This is a genomic window from Fibrobacter sp. UWB7 (genome assembly GCF_900142945.1).
GTDB lineage: Bacteria > Fibrobacterota > Fibrobacteria > Fibrobacterales > Fibrobacteraceae > Fibrobacter.
In genome coordinates this window covers 935,733-951,305 of record NZ_FRCO01000001.1, presented here as the reverse complement: position 1 = coordinate 951,305, position 15,573 = coordinate 935,733, and the positions used below count along the sequence as shown (strand labels likewise).

Below are 15,573 nucleotides of genomic sequence, written 5' to 3'. Positions count from 1 at the left end.
TCATCGGCGGGGATTTATTTATATTATTTTGTAGGATATTCAAATATAAAGAGGGAGCCCCCTATGAAAAACCTTTTTCCTGTTTTGACGGTTGTATTTGCGCTTCTCACTGGATGTGCTAAAACCATGCAATTGGATGATCCCAATCTCTATGACCAGTACCTCACTAAAAGCTATAACCAGCCTGTTGGAACTTGCTTCAATGCGGTGAAAGGAGCGTTTGCCGAGAAAAAGGTTGCGCTGACTAAAGAAGATGCCGAAAACGGGCGAATTGTGACAGAACGTCATGACGCTTTAGTTTATGCCACATATACAGGCTACCGTACAGGGAATGTGACTAACTATAGTGGAGGCATGGGCAAAATAACGCACCGCTATTATATTGATGTGAAGGGCGATGAAAAAACATGCACCATAAAAGTGACCAAGTACAAGGCATGGAATAATGAAAACGAAGCAACCTATGTGAAGGTTGATGATATTTATAATTATTACTGGGGTCCGCTTTTCAAAAGCTTCGAAAATCATTTCAATCCTGACGAAGAATAGGTGTTTAAATTTTGCTTCGGTATAATAAGGGACGGCATAAACCGCCCCTTTATTTTTTTCCCGGGAACTCTTTACAGTCTTTTTTCGCCGGCAAGAGGCCCCCTTTACCACTTTTTTTGAATAGTGTATATTGATTCGTGTATTGTAAGCGAGGCTATGAAAATGAGCGATCACAATTATGAACTTTATGTCGAAAAGAAAAACGCTAGAGCCGAGGGCCTTGCCGAAGGTCGCGCAGAGGGACGAGCAGAAGGTCGCGTTGAAGGTCGTGCAGAAGGTCGCGTTGAAGGTCGCGATGATGAACGAACGGCGGTTGCTCTTGATATGCTCGCCGACAATGAACCGATTGAAAAAATCGTCAAGTACTCGCACTTGCCCGAAAGCAAAATTCTTGAATTACGAGATTCTAGGGCGACTTACAGCAGTAAGTAGGATTTTTCTCGTATTCTTTAAAAGGGATGGTGCTAAACCGTCCTTTTTCGCTATTATACGTTTTGTATAATATAGCCCTCGCAACTTATAAAAACTAAAAAATATTGCTTTAATGATCGCTAAATAGCTTTTCCCGTATAATACGGATATTGACTTCTGTATTGTAAAAATTTATTTTATGTATTATGAAGTCGATTTTTGAGTACCGCGATTACCATCTCTATTTGCAGGATTATTACGACGAACGCAAACGTCTTGGAGCCTTCTCGTGGCGCGAATTTTGCCGCAAGGCAGGCTTTTCGTCCCCGAATTTTTTAAAACTCGTTTCCATGGGGCAAAGTAAGCTCAGTAAAATCAAGGCAAGTCAGGTGGCCAAATCGATGGGACTCGTCGATTACGAAGAAGAATACTTCTACCAGCTTGTCGCTTTTGGCAATGCCGAAAATAACGAAGCACAACGTGCTGCGTATCTTGAAATGCAACGGATTTCCTTGGAACACCAGGTCCGCGTTGTCGATAAGGATGCGTTCCAGTATTATGAATCCTGGAAATACCCGGTCATTCGCGAACTCGCTCCGATGATGCCTGGCGCAACGCCTCGTGACCTTGCCGAAGTGTGCAAGGAATATGTCTCTGCCGAAGAAATCCGTGACGTTCTGGATTTTCTCGTCAAGGCGGGGTTCCTGAAAAAGGATGGCGAAAAAAGCTATGTGCAAACGGAACAGACCGTTATCGGTTCCAAGGAATCGCTCCCTATAGCCATCCGTGCCATGCACAAAGAAATGGCGATTATGGCGGCTCGTGCCGTAGACCGCTATTCCACAAGCGAACGCTTCTTTAATGGCGCTACTCTCAGTGTCAATCAAGACGCCTACAATAAAATCGTTGAAGAAATCAAGGCTTGCTGCAAAAAGGTCGTTGCCATCGCCAATGAAAGCAGTAATTTTGATCAAGTCTGCCGAGTCAACTTTCAATTTTTCCCACTCACCGATAAAATAACGGGGAAGAACCATGCTTAAGAATTTATACTTGATTACCCTTTCATTGCTCGCTTTTGTTGCTTGCTCCGGAGATAACTACGCGACCGGAACGGTGGACCCGAATGCAGGCCCGCAAATTGCAGAAAACGACAGATCTTCAAGCAGCTCCGCTGAGGGTGAGCCGGGCTCAGATGGCGACTCTGGTAGTAGTTCGTCTGCCCGTGAAATTTTCATTGTATATGAGGCTCAGAAAGCCGGGGCCGTTGAAAAAGAAGAAACTTACTGTGTGAGTTTTAAAAACAGTGCTTCGGCAACGTATACAATTGTCCAGGCGGATGGTGGTGCGGTTGTAATAAACAAAGGTCAAATAGATGTGTACACCGAAGAAAAAGGTGCCTCGGCATCCTGTGAAAATGGTGCAAAAAAGTACTCGTCTCAGTTTAAGCTTGGTCGAAATAACCGCATGGAAAGAAGTGTAAAACTAGAAAATTTTGGCAGTGGTTGTGATGAAATTTTTGAGCAATTTAAGAGTCTTTGCTTGCTGCAAAATCCAAATGATGAGGTCAGTGGCGCCTGTGACGATAGCGGAACCCTCGAAGCCTATTGTGCCTACGTAGACGAGTCTGCCGTTTTCGACACTCTTTTGGAAGATTTTTCCGCCGAATCCACAACCAACTGCGGTGACAACAGCGTCCATATCGATTCTTTTGGAATTTAGCCCTTTGTCAAATCAGCAAAACTAATTACCCAAACCCCATTCCTAACGCCCGCTATCCAATCTATTTTCTAAGCAAGGACGGTGCTTTTTCTTTGAGCTTGTCATGCCCGCGTTTTTGTCACCCCGGATTTATTCCGGGGTCGCCATTCTCGTATTAAGATAAAGCAGATCCGTCACTTTGAAAAATTCAGCCTTTAAAAAGGTGGCTCTTATGAAGTTAGGATGGTTTGGTAAACATTTTCGCACGGCACTCGCCTTGACAGGGCTTGCGTGCGGTCTCGGATTTTCACAGGATGTGCTTTACCCCGACATGTTCGCGTTGTCGGATGTACAGCTTTTGGATGGCGTCTTGAAGGAACGCCAGGACTTGAATGTCGAAACGCTTCTCAGCTACGATGTGGACCGCTTGCTCGCGCCTTTTTACGAAGAAGCGGGAATGCGCCCCAAGGCGAGCAAGTTCCCGAACTGGGCGGGTCTTGATGGCCACGTGCTTGGACATTACCTGAGCGCCTTGGCGATGCATTACGCCGATAATGATGACGTTCAGGTCAAGGAACGCCTCGAATACATCTTGAAAGAACTCAAGACGATTCAGGACCAAAATTCCAAGGACAATAACTTCAAGGGTTACATTAGCGGCGTGCCGAACGGCAAGCAAATGTGGCTCAAGATGAAGAACGGCGATGCCGGCGCACAGAATGGCTATTGGGTGCCGTGGTACAATATCCACAAGCTTTATGCGGGCTTGCGCGACGCTTATGTTTATGCGGGCTATGAACAGGCAAAGACGATGTTCCTCGCGCTTTGCGACTGGGGCATCACGATTACGAACGGCCTGAACGATTCTAAAATGCAACAGATGCTCGGCACGGAACACGGCGGCATGCCCGAAGTTTACGCCGACGCCTACAAGCTCACGAAAGACGAAAAGTACCTGAATGCGGCCAAGAAGTGGTCGCACCAGTGGCTTTTGAATCCGATGTCGCAGGGCAACGACAACTTGACGAATGTCCATGCGAATACGCAGGTGCCGAAGGTTGTGGGTTTTGCACGAATTGCAGAACTCTCGGGCGATGAAAAGTACAAGAAGGGCTCCGATTTCTTCTGGCAGACGGTCGTGAACAAACGCAGTATCGCCATTGGCGGCAACAGCATTTCGGAACATTTCCCGGCGCTCAACAATCACAAAAAATTCATCGAAGAACGTGAAGGACCAGAATCCTGTAATACGTACAACATGCTCAAGTTGACGGAACGTCTGTTCAACATCAAGCACGATGCGCATTATACCGACTTCTACGAACGCGCCCTTTTCAACCATATCCTTTCGACAATCCATCCGAAACACGGTGGTTATGTGTATTTTACGCCAGCACGTCCGCGCCATTACCGCGTGTATTCTAAGGTCAATGCGGGCATGTGGTGCTGCGTGGGTTCGGGCATGGAAAATCCGGCCAAGTACAATCAATTTATTTATACGAAAGACAAGGACGCTCTCTACGTGAACCTCTTTGCCGCTTCCATCTTGAATTGGAAAGACAAGAGCGTAAAAATCAAGCAGGAAACCGCTTTCCCGAAGGGTGAATCTTCCAAGTTCACGATTACCGGTAGCGGTGAATTTGATATGCAGATTCGTCACCCATACTGGGTCAAGGAAGGGGAATTCAAGGTCATCGTCAATGGCGATACCGTCGTGAAAAAATCGACGCCGTCAAGCTACGTTTCGGCAGGGAAGTCCTGGAAGTCGGGCGATGTCGTCGAGGTGCTTTACCCGATGTACACGCATGTCGAAGATTTGCCGGGTGTGACGGATTACGTGGCGCTTTTGCATGGTCCGATAGTACTTTCGGCAAAGACGGGTACGGCTAACCTGAACGGCCTTGTCGCCGATGATGGCCGCTGGAGTCATATCGCGTCCGGAGCGCTGGAAGCGCTCGATCAGGCGCCGATGCTTGCGAGCAAGAAAGAGGATATTCCCTCGAAAGTGGAACCCGTGAAGGGCGAACCGCTGCACTTCAAGGCGCCTTATCTTTTTGCGAAGCAAAAGGACGCAAACCTGCTTTTGCAGCCGTTCTACGAAGTTCACGATGCGCGTTACATGATGTATTGGATGGTGCTCACGGACCCCTCGATTCTCGACCGCCTTGAAAAGGAGCAAAAAGAAGCTTTGGCGCTTGACGAAAAGACCGTCGACAAAGTCTCTCCGGGCGAGCAGCAGCCAGAAGTAGACCACAAAATGAAAATTGAAAATTCCACTTCCGGCACGCACCAAGGTGAATTCTACCGCGATGCTGGTAAGTGCTCCGGCGGCGATGGCGGTCTCATCAGCTACGAATTCGAGACGAACAGCGAAGATTCCTTGAGCCTCATGGTGCGCTACTGGGGCAACGAAGGCTGCACCCGCGAATTCGACATTTCCATTGACGGCGAAAAGCTCGTGACCGAAACGATTTCGAACCGCTGGAAAAAAGATGAATTCGTAAACGTCACGTACCCGATTCCGGACAAAATGGTAAAGGGCAAAAAGATTGTGCGCATCTCGTTCTCGGCAAGCTCTGGAATGGTGGGCGGCATCTATAGCGTGCGCCTGCTGCGCAACAAGCCAAAGCCGGAACCAGTCGCTATCAAGCCTGTGGCGGTTGCAAAACAAGGCCTTCGCGTGCGTGCAGACCGTCAGACGCTCCAAATTGAATCTCCGAGCGCTCTTGCCCGCACGATGAACGTAAAAATTTATTCAATGGACGGGCGCCTGAAACTCACGCAAATGCTCCCCGCAGGCGCAAGCGAGTTTAATGTCGATATTGCAGGCCTCAAGAACGGCAATTACATTGTTCGCCTTTTCCAAGATGGCCTCGTTCGCGGCTACACCCTGTTCAATAAAAACGGCTTATAAATAAAGCACTCCTTAACACCCCCAAAAGTCCTCGCTCCGCGAGGACTTTTATCATTCCGCTTCTGTGGAATCCTTCACGCAACGAACGGAAAAAGCAAAAAATTTTTCCATCTCTTCTGGGTATATGACATCGAATTCTTTACTTGAAAAACAGACAGCATAGTAACCTTGAAAATGATTGCAATAATGATGAGAACTCAATGATTGAGTCCATGGCATATGCATTCCAAAACATGTGTATTTACCAGCGGATTCCGCAGGGTTCCATACCTCATCTTCGTTGAACCACCAGTTGTATTTTAAGTGTATTTCTTTAGAGTTGGTAATATCGTAAAGACCGGCTGGTAACACGCTAAATCCCCATGTATCGGATCCATTTACTTCGTGTTCCCAACCGCTTGTTGACTTTAAATCCATTGTCAAATTGTTCGTGTATTCGATTAAAATTTCCCATTCGTCAATTGATGGAATGTGCCAGTTGTCAGGGCAAATTCCGCGGGAATTGAATTTTGTATCGGTCATTCTGGATTTTATGTTTTCGTTTGTGCAACCTACTGCGGCCTCCCAAACATAAAGTCTTCCATATTTTGCGCAGCTATCGGGCTCATTGTTATTGCAAAAACTTGCAGAATCTATAGTCGTGTAGCCAACTTTAATGGGCTCTGTATATGCATAATTCAAATTCTCAGCCATCCAAATCTGTTTTCCGATTTTCACGGTCTTGTACACTTGTCCGTCGCGTTCGTCGACAAGTTCTCCATATGATATGCCGGAACTACTTGAAATAATGATTTCGGAACTACTTGATTCAACAACAGATGATGACGATTTTACGTTTTCAATCGATGAGGAAAATGTTTCAATAGCGGAGCTTGATGAAATTTCTGCAAAAGAAATGGAGGGATTCTCGTCACTACAACCCCAAAATAAAATCCCAATAAGTAGACAAAAGAATACATTGCGCATAACGTCTCCAACTCTTACAAAAAATATATGATTTTTTCTTCCAAAATACCTCAATCACTCCATTCTGTTCGCCATTGCTCCACGGAGACTTCTTTGTAACTTTCTATTAACCAAACGGCGTGAACAGCTGATATTTGCTGCCTACAAACCGCGTTTCTGTTACCGAAAATAAACATACGTTGCGACTGGCTCAATGCGTTGTTACAGTAACCAACATGTAATTAATTTTTTCAGAAACGAAAAATGTACTTTTATTATTTTTAGCGTGGGTTCTACAGCCTGGAATAAAAAAATTGGGTGATATTCGCCCAAATCCGAAATTCACAAGCGGATTGTAATTTTTTTGTTAGTCCATTATTTACAAAATTGCGAGTGTGAAAGCCTTGTTTTTAAGTAGATTTTGGGAAAACGGGCTAAAAAAAGAATTAATTAACGGAGTTATTATGCTTGACCTTCTTGCTGTCCAGTCCAGCTCAACAAACGCAACGATTATTACGCTTGCATACACCTTGATTCTCGCGTTCGTCCTGTCTTCGACGATTGCATGGACTTACGAAAAGACGTTCCTCGGACTTTCGTACTCGCGAAACTTTGTGCAGGGCATTGTGCTTAGTGCCGTGGTCGCTGCCATGGTGATGCAGGCTATCGGCGATAACGTTGGTCGTGGTCTTGGCATGATGGGTGCTCTCTCGGTGGTCCGCTTCCGTACGAGCTTTAAGGACCCGCGCGATATCATGTTCATCTTCGCCGCTCTCGGTGCCGGTATCGGTTGCGGTGTTTACGCTTGGGGTGCCGCAGTCGGCGGTACAATCGCTTTCAGCTGTGTCGCATTCCTGCTTTCTCGCACGGGTCTTGGTACCAAGCACTTCTTTGACGGCATGCTCCGCTTTGCCCTCCCGAACGAACCCAAGGTTCGTGGCCAGGTCGAAGATATCATGAAGGGCAACTTGAAGACGTTTATTTTGATTACTATGCGTGAAGTCGATGGCGGTGCCCGCTTGGATGTCGCTTACCAGATCCGCCTTCGCGCAACAAAACCCGCTGCCGAAATCCTCACGCTCCTTTCGAAGGTTGAAGGCATTTCGGATGTCCAGTTCATGATGCAAGACGCAACGACGGAAATGTAAGGAGGTTTGAAAAATGAATAAGCTCGAAGATCTTCTCGACAATTTCTGGAATACCCACAAGAACAATGCGGGTGTCGCTTACGTCTATACCCACAAGCTTTCTATTGCCTGGGTGGCATGCGTCGTGTTTGCCGTGATGCTTGGCTTTATCTACCAGGGCAAGGCGGCCATGTTCCGTGGCATTGCCGAATCCAGCGAAACGATTATCAGCCTTCCGTCTCCGACCGAAATCGTCAAGATTTACGTGGTTCCGGGCCAGGAAGTCAAGCCGGGCGACACTATCGTGGTTATCAACCGTCCGGACCTCACGCTCCGCGTTGCCGAACTCACCCGTGAACTCGACGCTCTCGAAGGCCGCAGCAACTTGAGCTCTGCCGAAATCGACCAGAAGGTGGCCGAAGTCAAGGCTAACCTCGAATCTCGTCGCCTCACACTTTTGGCTGAAATTCGCAACCTTGAAGCAGAATACGAAAGCAACAAGGCTATTTCTGCCAAGCTCAAGAGCCTCTCGAACTCCAAGTCCAAGGCCGATGGCAACGATGCTATGGCTATGCGCATCAAGAGCCTCAAGAACGAACTTGCTGTTGCAACCAGGAGCGCCAACGAACAGATTGCCCTCCTCCGCGGTAGCAACAAACTCCAGAAGTCTAGCGGCAAGACCGAAGCTGCAAACATCCGCAAGGAACTCGCCGAACTTCGCAAACAGCAGAAGGAACTCACTCAGATTGCCAAGGAAAACTGGGTTGTCGGTGATGTGAACGTGCGCGATGGCGAAAAGGTCTCTAGCTTTGCCCCGATTGTGACGCTTGCCCACAAGTCCCCGACGCTTATCCGCGGCTATATCAACGAACAGATTTACGAAAACACGAACCTCGGCGAAGCCGTGAAGGTGACTTCCCTTACCGGTAAAGGCAAGGCCGTGATTGGCGAAGTGGTCGGTCTTTCGAGCCGCATCGTGCCGTTCCCGACCCGCATGTGGAAGATGCCGGAAATCCCGGTTTATGGCCGCGAAGTGACCATCAAGATCCCTGAAGAAAATAAGTTCTTGCTTGGCGAAATGGTGACCATCACCGAAACGAGCAAGCGCAACTTGGAAAAGCAGCAACAGAAGGCTAAGAAGTAATGAAAACTGTATCCTTTTTAACGCTCGCACTGACTGCGGCGGCAATCGCAAGCCCTCTCACATGGGAACGCCTGATCGAATCCGCTAAGGCAGATCCGAGGTACGAGGCTGCTGCAAAGCGCGCTGAGGCGACATCGAAAGAACGCAACCTCAAGCTTTGGGACAAGGTGGAACTCCGCTATCAGCTGGACGGTTTTAGCTTTGCCAAGCACGACTTTGAACTCCGTGTGACTCCGCAGGCTTTTGGCGAACGTGCTGCCGACAAGGCACACTATGAGGCCGTTAAGAATTACCAGCAGGCTACTTTTGCCGTTGAACGTTCGATCCTCCTTTACGATCGTTACGAACGCGGTGTGCGCTATGTGCTGCGCCAGAAGATTAACGAAATCAACAAGCAGCTTTTGCAGGTTATCCAAGACCGTATCGAGGTTCTCCACCTCAAGTCCGGTTCTGCTTCGTTCAATGCCGAAGACTTGATGACTTCACTCGAAAAAAGCGCCTCGCTTAAGGCAAACCTGCTTTCGGATAGCACGGCGCTCCGCGATGCCGAACTCAAGATGTTGAGCTGGGCTCCGGATTATGACAATGTCAATTTGGATTCCTCGTTCCTCCCGACGATGGAAGAACTTGCCGAATTCTTGAAGAATGGCGTGACTGTTGACGAAAACTTCCCGCTTGTGGCTCTTGCAAAAGGCAAGCGCGATTCCGATATTTCCAAGGCTCAGCAGGATGCAAGCAAGGACCGCAACTACATCTCTCATGTTGGTATTGGCTACTCGCTCCAGATTGAATCCTTGATGGAAAAGTACAAGGACTTGGGCTATAGCGATGTGAGCAAGGCAAAGTACAGCAAGTATGCCGACGAATGGAAACGTGCTTCATGCACCGGTGGCTATATTGGCGAAGATTGCATTAGCTACGATAATACCGCTACAATCCGCAAACTTGTTGCCGAAACGGATGATCGCAAGACTGCGGACAAGTTCTTTGTAAACCTCGCATTCCGCTTGCCGTTCTTCGACAGCAACAAGGATGCTTCTCTTCGTGAACAGGTCGAAAAGCTCGATGCCGAAAGCAAGTACTTGGACGAAGTCCGCGAAGTGAACCAGAAGGTCGCCCGCCTTACCGAAGAAGTGCTCACGCTCATCGACCAGTGGAAGGTCTTGAAGGATTATGCCGAACAGGTGAACGCTAGCGGCTTTATGGAACAGTTTGCCCACAAAGCCGGTTCCGATCCGCTCTTGCTCCTCCGCGCTCGTGAAAGTGCACTCGAAAGCGACTTGAAGGCTGCTAAGCTCGAATACGACATCTTTGTACGTTACTTGGCTTTGCTCGATTACGCAGGTGGTCTTGCCCGTCAGGATGTTGCAAATCACCTTCGTGAAGGAATCAGGTAATTTATGGCAGAAGCCCGTGGATTTAGTCTTCTAGAACGCTTCGAACTGAAGTACCATATCCCCGTCGAATGGGCGGATCGGATTGGTGCGTTCTTGGCGCCGTATTGCGAAGAAGACTACTATTCCAAGATTACTCCGGGTGGATTCTACTGGATTACGAACCTCTACCTGGACACACCGACGTGGACGTTCCTCGGCTGGAAAAAGAAACAGCTCCTCGACCGTTTCAACATGCGTATCCGCACGTACGGCGAGCACCCTGCTCAGGACGGTACATTCCATTTCGAGGTCAAGCGCAAGATTCGTAATATCTGCTACAAGAGCCGTGCAACAATCAAGGGTATCAATCCCGGTGAAGTCTGGCACATGAAGCCCGAGGAATGGCCGTGCAAGAGCGATAAAGACCGCATGTACCTCAAGGATTTCTTGTACAAGACGGAACTCCACGGGGCGCATCCGCGACTCCTTACGCAGTACAAGCGGCGTGCATGGTTCGGGCTTCGCGAAGAGTATTCCCGCGTGACGATTGACACCGGCATGCGCTTCCGCGAAGAAAACGGCTTTGACTACACTGTGGACCCGCACTACATGCACTCCACGGGGCTCCCGCGATTCTTCCAGCCGGGTGCTGATGCCGTTCTCGAACTCAAGTGCCCGGCCGCACAGATGCCGTACTGGATGTTCGACTTGATTCGTGCATTGAATTTAAAGCACGGTGCATTCTCCAAGTTCGGGAACGCCGCTGCAGAATGGAAAAGAGTTTACGAAAATCCGCGTCGTTTCAAGAGCCCGTACTGGACTCCTCTCGCGGGAAATTTCTAACATAGGTTTTAAACTTTTAAAAAAGGAAGGCGCTCATGAATACCAAAAAATGGCTTGCAGTAGGCACTTGCGTTACTGCGCTCGGCCTGTTCTCTGCCTGCTCCGATGACGAATCTAGCCCAGTCATCCCCGTTACACCGGAAAGCTCTTCTGCTATTACTCCGGAAAGCAGTGGTGATGTCGCGACATCTTCTTCTGATATTTCCACCGGGTCGTCTTCTTCTGCGACAAATCCGAATCCGGTGCTTTCTAGCTCCAGTGCCGAAGGCGTTATCGATACTACGATTACGAATATGGGCGTCTCCGAAATCATGTACAATGCACCAAGTGGCTCTGCATTGGAATGGGTCGAAGTCTATATCAAGAAGGGCCCGGATATTACGGACATGCAGCTCAGCAACCTCCGCTTGGATGGTGCAGTTTCTTTCAATTTCCCGACCGGTTCCTTGAAGAAGGGCGAATATGTCATCGTCACGAACGATCCGACTTTGTTCAAGCAGACTTATCCGAGCCTTCCGGCGGGTTGCCGTGTGTTTGGCCCGTGGGATAAGGATTCCAAGACCAACGCTGTTGCAAAGCTTGTGAACGAAGGCGATGTCGTCGAAGTCAAGCTCAAGGGTGAAGGCGACGTGAGTGCCGCTTTCAGTAACTTGCCGCCTTGGCCGAGTCTTGCCAATGGCAATGGCCGTACGCTCGTGTATCGTGGATCCGGTAACGAAGCTGACCCGAACTCTTGGGGCGCTAGCGCTGTCGAAAACGGTAACCCGTGCGTTGGTGACGATAAAGTTCTCGATGCTACCACTGTTCGCTTGAACGAAATCAAGCCGTATTCTCTCGGTGAAACCGATGGATGGATTGAACTTTACAACTATGGTTCCGCTCCAGTCGATATCAAGGGCTGGGAACTTGAATCCAAGTTGAAAGGCAAAAAGTGGACGATTGGTGGCGCCAATACGGTTGTCCCTGCCAATGGCTATTTGCTCCTCGAAGCTACCGCTGATGTCTTTGGCGATGGTCTGTACTTGAGCGACAATGGTGATGAAATTTATCTGTACGAAGTCGCAGCCGGTGTCCGCACGGGTAAGGAAACGAGCTTGCTGATTTTCGCCGGTAAGCAGTCTAGCGGTATTGTCGAAGTCGCTGGCGGTACGGTCGCTCAGGGCGCTATGGCCACAGAGACTCCGGGTAAGGCTAATTCTGCGCTTAAGGCCGGTCCGATTTTCATCAATGAAATCCATTATCACGAAAATGAAAATGACCCGAACGATTTGGAATTCCTTGAACTTATGAACAAGGGAACGACGGATGTGACGCTTGTTGAAAACGTTAACAACACTCCGCAGGGCTGGAAGATTGAAGGCGTGAACATGGAATTTGCGGCTGGCGATGTGATTCCTGCTGGTGGCAAGATGGTCCTGTTTAACGATTCTCTCAAGACGAAGGAAGCTTTGCTCCGCGCCCGTTATACGATTGACGAAACAGTACCTGTCCGTTTCTATGCAGGTAAGCTCTCGAACCGCGGTGAAACAGTTGCTGTCAAGAAGCCGTATTCTTACGTGACCAAGGCCGATAATACAAAGCAGTGGTATTACGAAATTTCTGATGCTACGCTTTATAGCGACCGCTGGTCAGGACTCTCAGAAACCGATGGTAAGGGCAAGAGCTTGAACCGCAAGGAATTTACCACGACGGGTTACGGTTCTGCAGTTTGGAGCGCTCTCGCTCCGACTCCGGGCAAGTAAAAATGTCTGATTTGAATTAAAAACCAAAAGTTCCGACATTTTGTCGGAACTTTTTTTATTACTTGTAGGGATTGCGTCGTTTTGGAATTGCTGTTTTTGGCATCTTTTTGTATTATTATTGTAGCTATGAAACGGTACTTTGCTTTTATTCTCAGTAGTTGCGTGGCTGCTAATGCGACAGCGCTTTCTTTGCAAGATGCGCTGGATATGGCCATGGCGAACAATTCCAAAATCAAGGCTGAAAAGGCGAAAGTGGATATTGCCCAAAGTGGCGAAGATGAAGCTTTTGCCCGTTTCCTCCCGACGGTGAGTCTGTCGGCTGGCATTACCAAAATCAATGACCCCATTAATATTGACCTCGGACGTATCCAGCAGCCGCTTGGCGATATAGCCGGTGCTGCCGCTTATTCCAAGGCTTATATCGAGGCCTACAACAAAGCTTCCGATGGTTATAAGCAGGCTTACGAAGGCGCCTATGCCAAGACGGGGAGCGAAGCCCAGGCAAAGGCTTATGCCGAAAATGCCCTCAAGGAAAAGCTTGGCACGAGTTCTCCAGAAACATTCGCTCAGCAGACTGCGGAACAGTATGGCTCGGCCGCGACTAAGAACATCAACGATGCCGATTTCAACATGAAGGTGCAAGACGATTGGTTCTTTAACGCTCGCCTGACCGTCGTTTGGCCGATTTTTACCGGTCTCAAGATTTATTCCGCTTACGATGCCGCCAAGGAGAATGTGAACGCCCGCAAGGCTGAATTTGAAATGGCGCAGAACACCGTGCTCATGGATGTGGCGACCAAGTACTTTACGCTCCGCTTGTGCGAAGAACTTGTCGGCATGCGTGAAACGACCAAGAAGGACCTCGAAGAACATCTGAACCGCTCCAAGAAACTTGAAGAGGGCGGCCAGATTAGCAAGACTGAACGTCTCCGTGCCGAAGTGGCTCTTGCCGAAGCCGAAAACGCTTACGAAGATGCTCTCCGCGACCAGTCGCTCGCCCGTATGGCTCTTGCAAGCCTCTTGCATACGGATACAAGTCTTACCGCAACAACGCCGGTTGAATCTCCCGAAGGCATCCGCTCGATGGATGAATTCAAGGCGCTCGCTATTGAAAAGCATCCGGGACTCCGCCAGCTCCGCATTGAACGCAAGCGCAATCAGAATGCGATTAGCGCCGCCCGCGCTGATTACTTCCCGACAATTGCATTGTTTGGCTACAAGGAACTTTATACCAGGGACTTGACGATTCTAGAACCGGAATGGGCGATTGGCGCCAAGTTGCAGTGGGATATCTTCAAGGGTGGTGACACCCGCGCTAAGGTGAGCTCCGCAAAGGCGATGGACCGCTCTTTGGGTAGCCTCGAAGAAGAGACGATTGACAATTTGAAGCTCTTGGTCGAAAAGCGCTGGCGTGAACTGGAACATGCAAAGGGGAGGCTCGCAAGCCTTGTCAAGACACGTGAGCTTGCGGTTGAAGCATTGCGTAGCCAGAATAAGGCGTACGAAGCAGGGCTTGCTACGGGGCTAGAAGTGGTGGATGCTGAACTTGCACTTTCCCGCTTGCAAGTCGCTGACATCAAGGCTCATTACGATGCTGTGATTGCTTGGCTTGGACTCCTTGAAGCCGCCGGCGAAGTCTCTACTGCTGGTACGGTCCTCGTGTCCAAGCAGCTTGTGGTTGAAAAGCCTGTTGATGCTTCGGCAAGCTCAGCAACCGGTGAACCTGCCGCAACAGAACCGCAGGCCGCAACTGAAGCGCAGGCCGCAACTGAATCTGCACAGCCTGTTGAACAGAATTTAGAAACGGAGAATAAATAATGAACGCATTAAAGATGATTGGAAAAGTTGTTGTCGTACTTGCCTTGATAGTGCTCGTCATTATGGGCATCTCCCAGCTCCAGCAGTTCGCAACGCAACCGCGTGAGCAGTTCTTGCAAGGCCAGATGGAAGCCCGCCGCGTGCTCGTGGCAGGGAAGGTCCCGGGCCGTATCGAACGTTTGCTCGTTCACGAAGGCGATGTCGTCTACAAGGATTCTCTCGTTGCTGTTATCAGCAGCCCGGAAATCGAAGCCAAGAAGATGCAGGCTCAGGGTGCACTCGGTGCTGCCAAGGCTCAAGCAAGCAAGGCCCGCAATGGTGCCCGCAGCGAAGACATCACGGCGCTCAAGGCAATGGCTGATCGCGCTCAAGAAGCCGCAACGCTTGCCAAGAACACTTACAACCGCGTGCAGAAACTCTACAACGAAGGCGTGCTTCCGCTCCAGAAGCGCGACGAAGCCGAAACGCAGATGAAGGCTACGCAGTCCGCTGCTGATGCCGCCCGCGCTCAGTACAACCAGGCAGTTGCTGGTGCCCGTAGCGAAGACAAGGCCGCCGCAAACGCCCTTGTGATGCAGGCCAAGGGCGCGAACGCCGAAGTCGATGCCTACCTCGAAGAAACCAAAATTCGCACGCCGATTACCGGTGAAGTTTCTCTCAAGCTCGCCGAAGAAGGCGAAGTTGTCGGTTCCGGTATGCCGATTATCGCCGTGACGGACTTGAACGATTCCTGGGCGGTGTTCCACCTTCGTGAAGATTACCTCAAGAACGTCTCCAAGGGCAAAAAGTTCTACCTCCAGGTCCCGGCTCTCGACAAGACTGTCGAAATGGTTGTAAGCTACATCGCTTCTGTCGGTGACTATGCCACATGGCGCAGCTCCAAGGAAAGCTCCGGCTTTGACCTCAAGACGTTCGAAGTTCGCATGCGCCCGACGCACAAGGTCGAGAACCTCCGCCCGGGCATGAGCGTCTTGCTCCCTGCCGACGACATTCAGTAATTGGATAG

General features: G+C 49.5%; 13 protein-coding genes. 12 read left to right on the top strand and 1 reads right to left on the bottom strand.

Annotated features, from left to right (window positions below; translation table 11 throughout):
* Nucleotides 1-63: 63 nt before the first annotated feature.
* From BUC30_RS03895 to BUC30_RS03875, 5 genes are all read left to right on the top strand, one after another.
* Entirely contained in the window at nt 64-549 is a 486-nt protein-coding gene (locus BUC30_RS03895) for a hypothetical protein (RefSeq protein WP_073423615.1), read from the top strand.
* Between the two features lie 156 nt (nt 550-705).
* The gene (locus BUC30_RS16040; protein WP_170861471.1) at nt 706-981 is read left to right on the top strand and encodes a hypothetical protein; all 276 of its coding nucleotides are present in this window, start codon (nt 706-708) and stop codon (nt 979-981) included.
* Between the two features lie 185 nt (nt 982-1,166).
* Nucleotides 1,167-2,000, top strand: a complete 834-nt coding sequence (locus BUC30_RS03885) for a TIGR02147 family protein (RefSeq protein ID WP_073423613.1) — start codon at nt 1,167-1,169, stop codon at nt 1,998-2,000.
* Nucleotides 1,993-2,679 (top strand): hypothetical protein, encoded by a 687-nt coding sequence (locus BUC30_RS03880; protein WP_073423612.1) that lies wholly within the window; start codon nt 1,993-1,995, stop codon nt 2,677-2,679. The genes BUC30_RS03885 and BUC30_RS03880 overlap by 8 nt, the downstream gene beginning before the upstream one ends.
* A 211-nt stretch (nt 2,680-2,890) precedes the next feature.
* Nucleotides 2,891-5,572 (top strand): beta-L-arabinofuranosidase domain-containing protein, encoded by a 2,682-nt coding sequence (locus tag BUC30_RS03875; RefSeq protein ID WP_073423611.1) that lies wholly within the window; start codon nt 2,891-2,893, stop codon nt 5,570-5,572.
* Nucleotides 5,573-5,623: 51 nt separating this feature from the next.
* On the opposite strand, the gene BUC30_RS03870 is transcribed toward BUC30_RS03875, so the two are convergent.
* On the bottom strand, nt 5,624-6,538 hold the full coding sequence (locus tag BUC30_RS03870; RefSeq protein WP_073423610.1) for an FISUMP domain-containing protein: 915 nt from the start codon (nt 6,536-6,538) through the stop codon (nt 5,624-5,626).
* 443 nt (nt 6,539-6,981) lie between these two features.
* Between BUC30_RS03870 and BUC30_RS03865 the strand changes: the two genes are divergently transcribed.
* From BUC30_RS03865 to BUC30_RS03835, 7 genes are all read left to right on the top strand, one after another.
* A complete protein-coding gene (locus BUC30_RS03865) occupies nt 6,982-7,665 on the top strand; it encodes a DUF4956 domain-containing protein (protein WP_014545640.1) in 684 nt (227 codons plus the stop codon).
* Nucleotides 7,666-7,678: 13 nt separating this feature from the next.
* Entirely contained in the window at nt 7,679-8,788 is a 1,110-nt protein-coding gene (locus tag BUC30_RS03860; RefSeq protein WP_073423609.1) for an HlyD family secretion protein, read from the top strand.
* Nucleotides 8,788-10,185 carry a TolC family protein gene (locus tag BUC30_RS03855; protein ID WP_073423608.1) on the top strand — a complete coding sequence of 466 codons (1,398 nt, stop codon included), beginning with the start codon at nt 8,788-8,790 and terminating at the stop codon, nt 10,183-10,185. The genes BUC30_RS03860 and BUC30_RS03855 overlap by 1 nt, the downstream gene beginning before the upstream one ends.
* Before the next feature lie 3 nt (nt 10,186-10,188).
* Nucleotides 10,189-11,007: a polyphosphate polymerase domain-containing protein gene (locus BUC30_RS03850; protein WP_073423607.1), complete on the top strand. Its 819-nt coding sequence runs from the start codon at nt 10,189-10,191 to the stop codon at nt 11,005-11,007.
* A gap of 35 nt (nt 11,008-11,042) precedes the next feature.
* On the top strand, nt 11,043-12,749 hold the full coding sequence (locus tag BUC30_RS03845; RefSeq protein ID WP_073423606.1) for a lamin tail domain-containing protein: 1,707 nt from the start codon (nt 11,043-11,045) through the stop codon (nt 12,747-12,749).
* Between the two features lie 126 nt (nt 12,750-12,875).
* Nucleotides 12,876-14,567: a TolC family protein gene (locus BUC30_RS03840; RefSeq protein ID WP_073423605.1), complete on the top strand. Its 1,692-nt coding sequence runs from the start codon at nt 12,876-12,878 to the stop codon at nt 14,565-14,567.
* Nucleotides 14,567-15,565: an HlyD family secretion protein gene (locus BUC30_RS03835; RefSeq protein ID WP_073423604.1), complete on the top strand. Its 999-nt coding sequence runs from the start codon at nt 14,567-14,569 to the stop codon at nt 15,563-15,565. Before BUC30_RS03840 ends, BUC30_RS03835 begins: the two co-directional genes overlap by 1 nt.
* Nucleotides 15,566-15,573 lie beyond the last annotated feature (8 nt).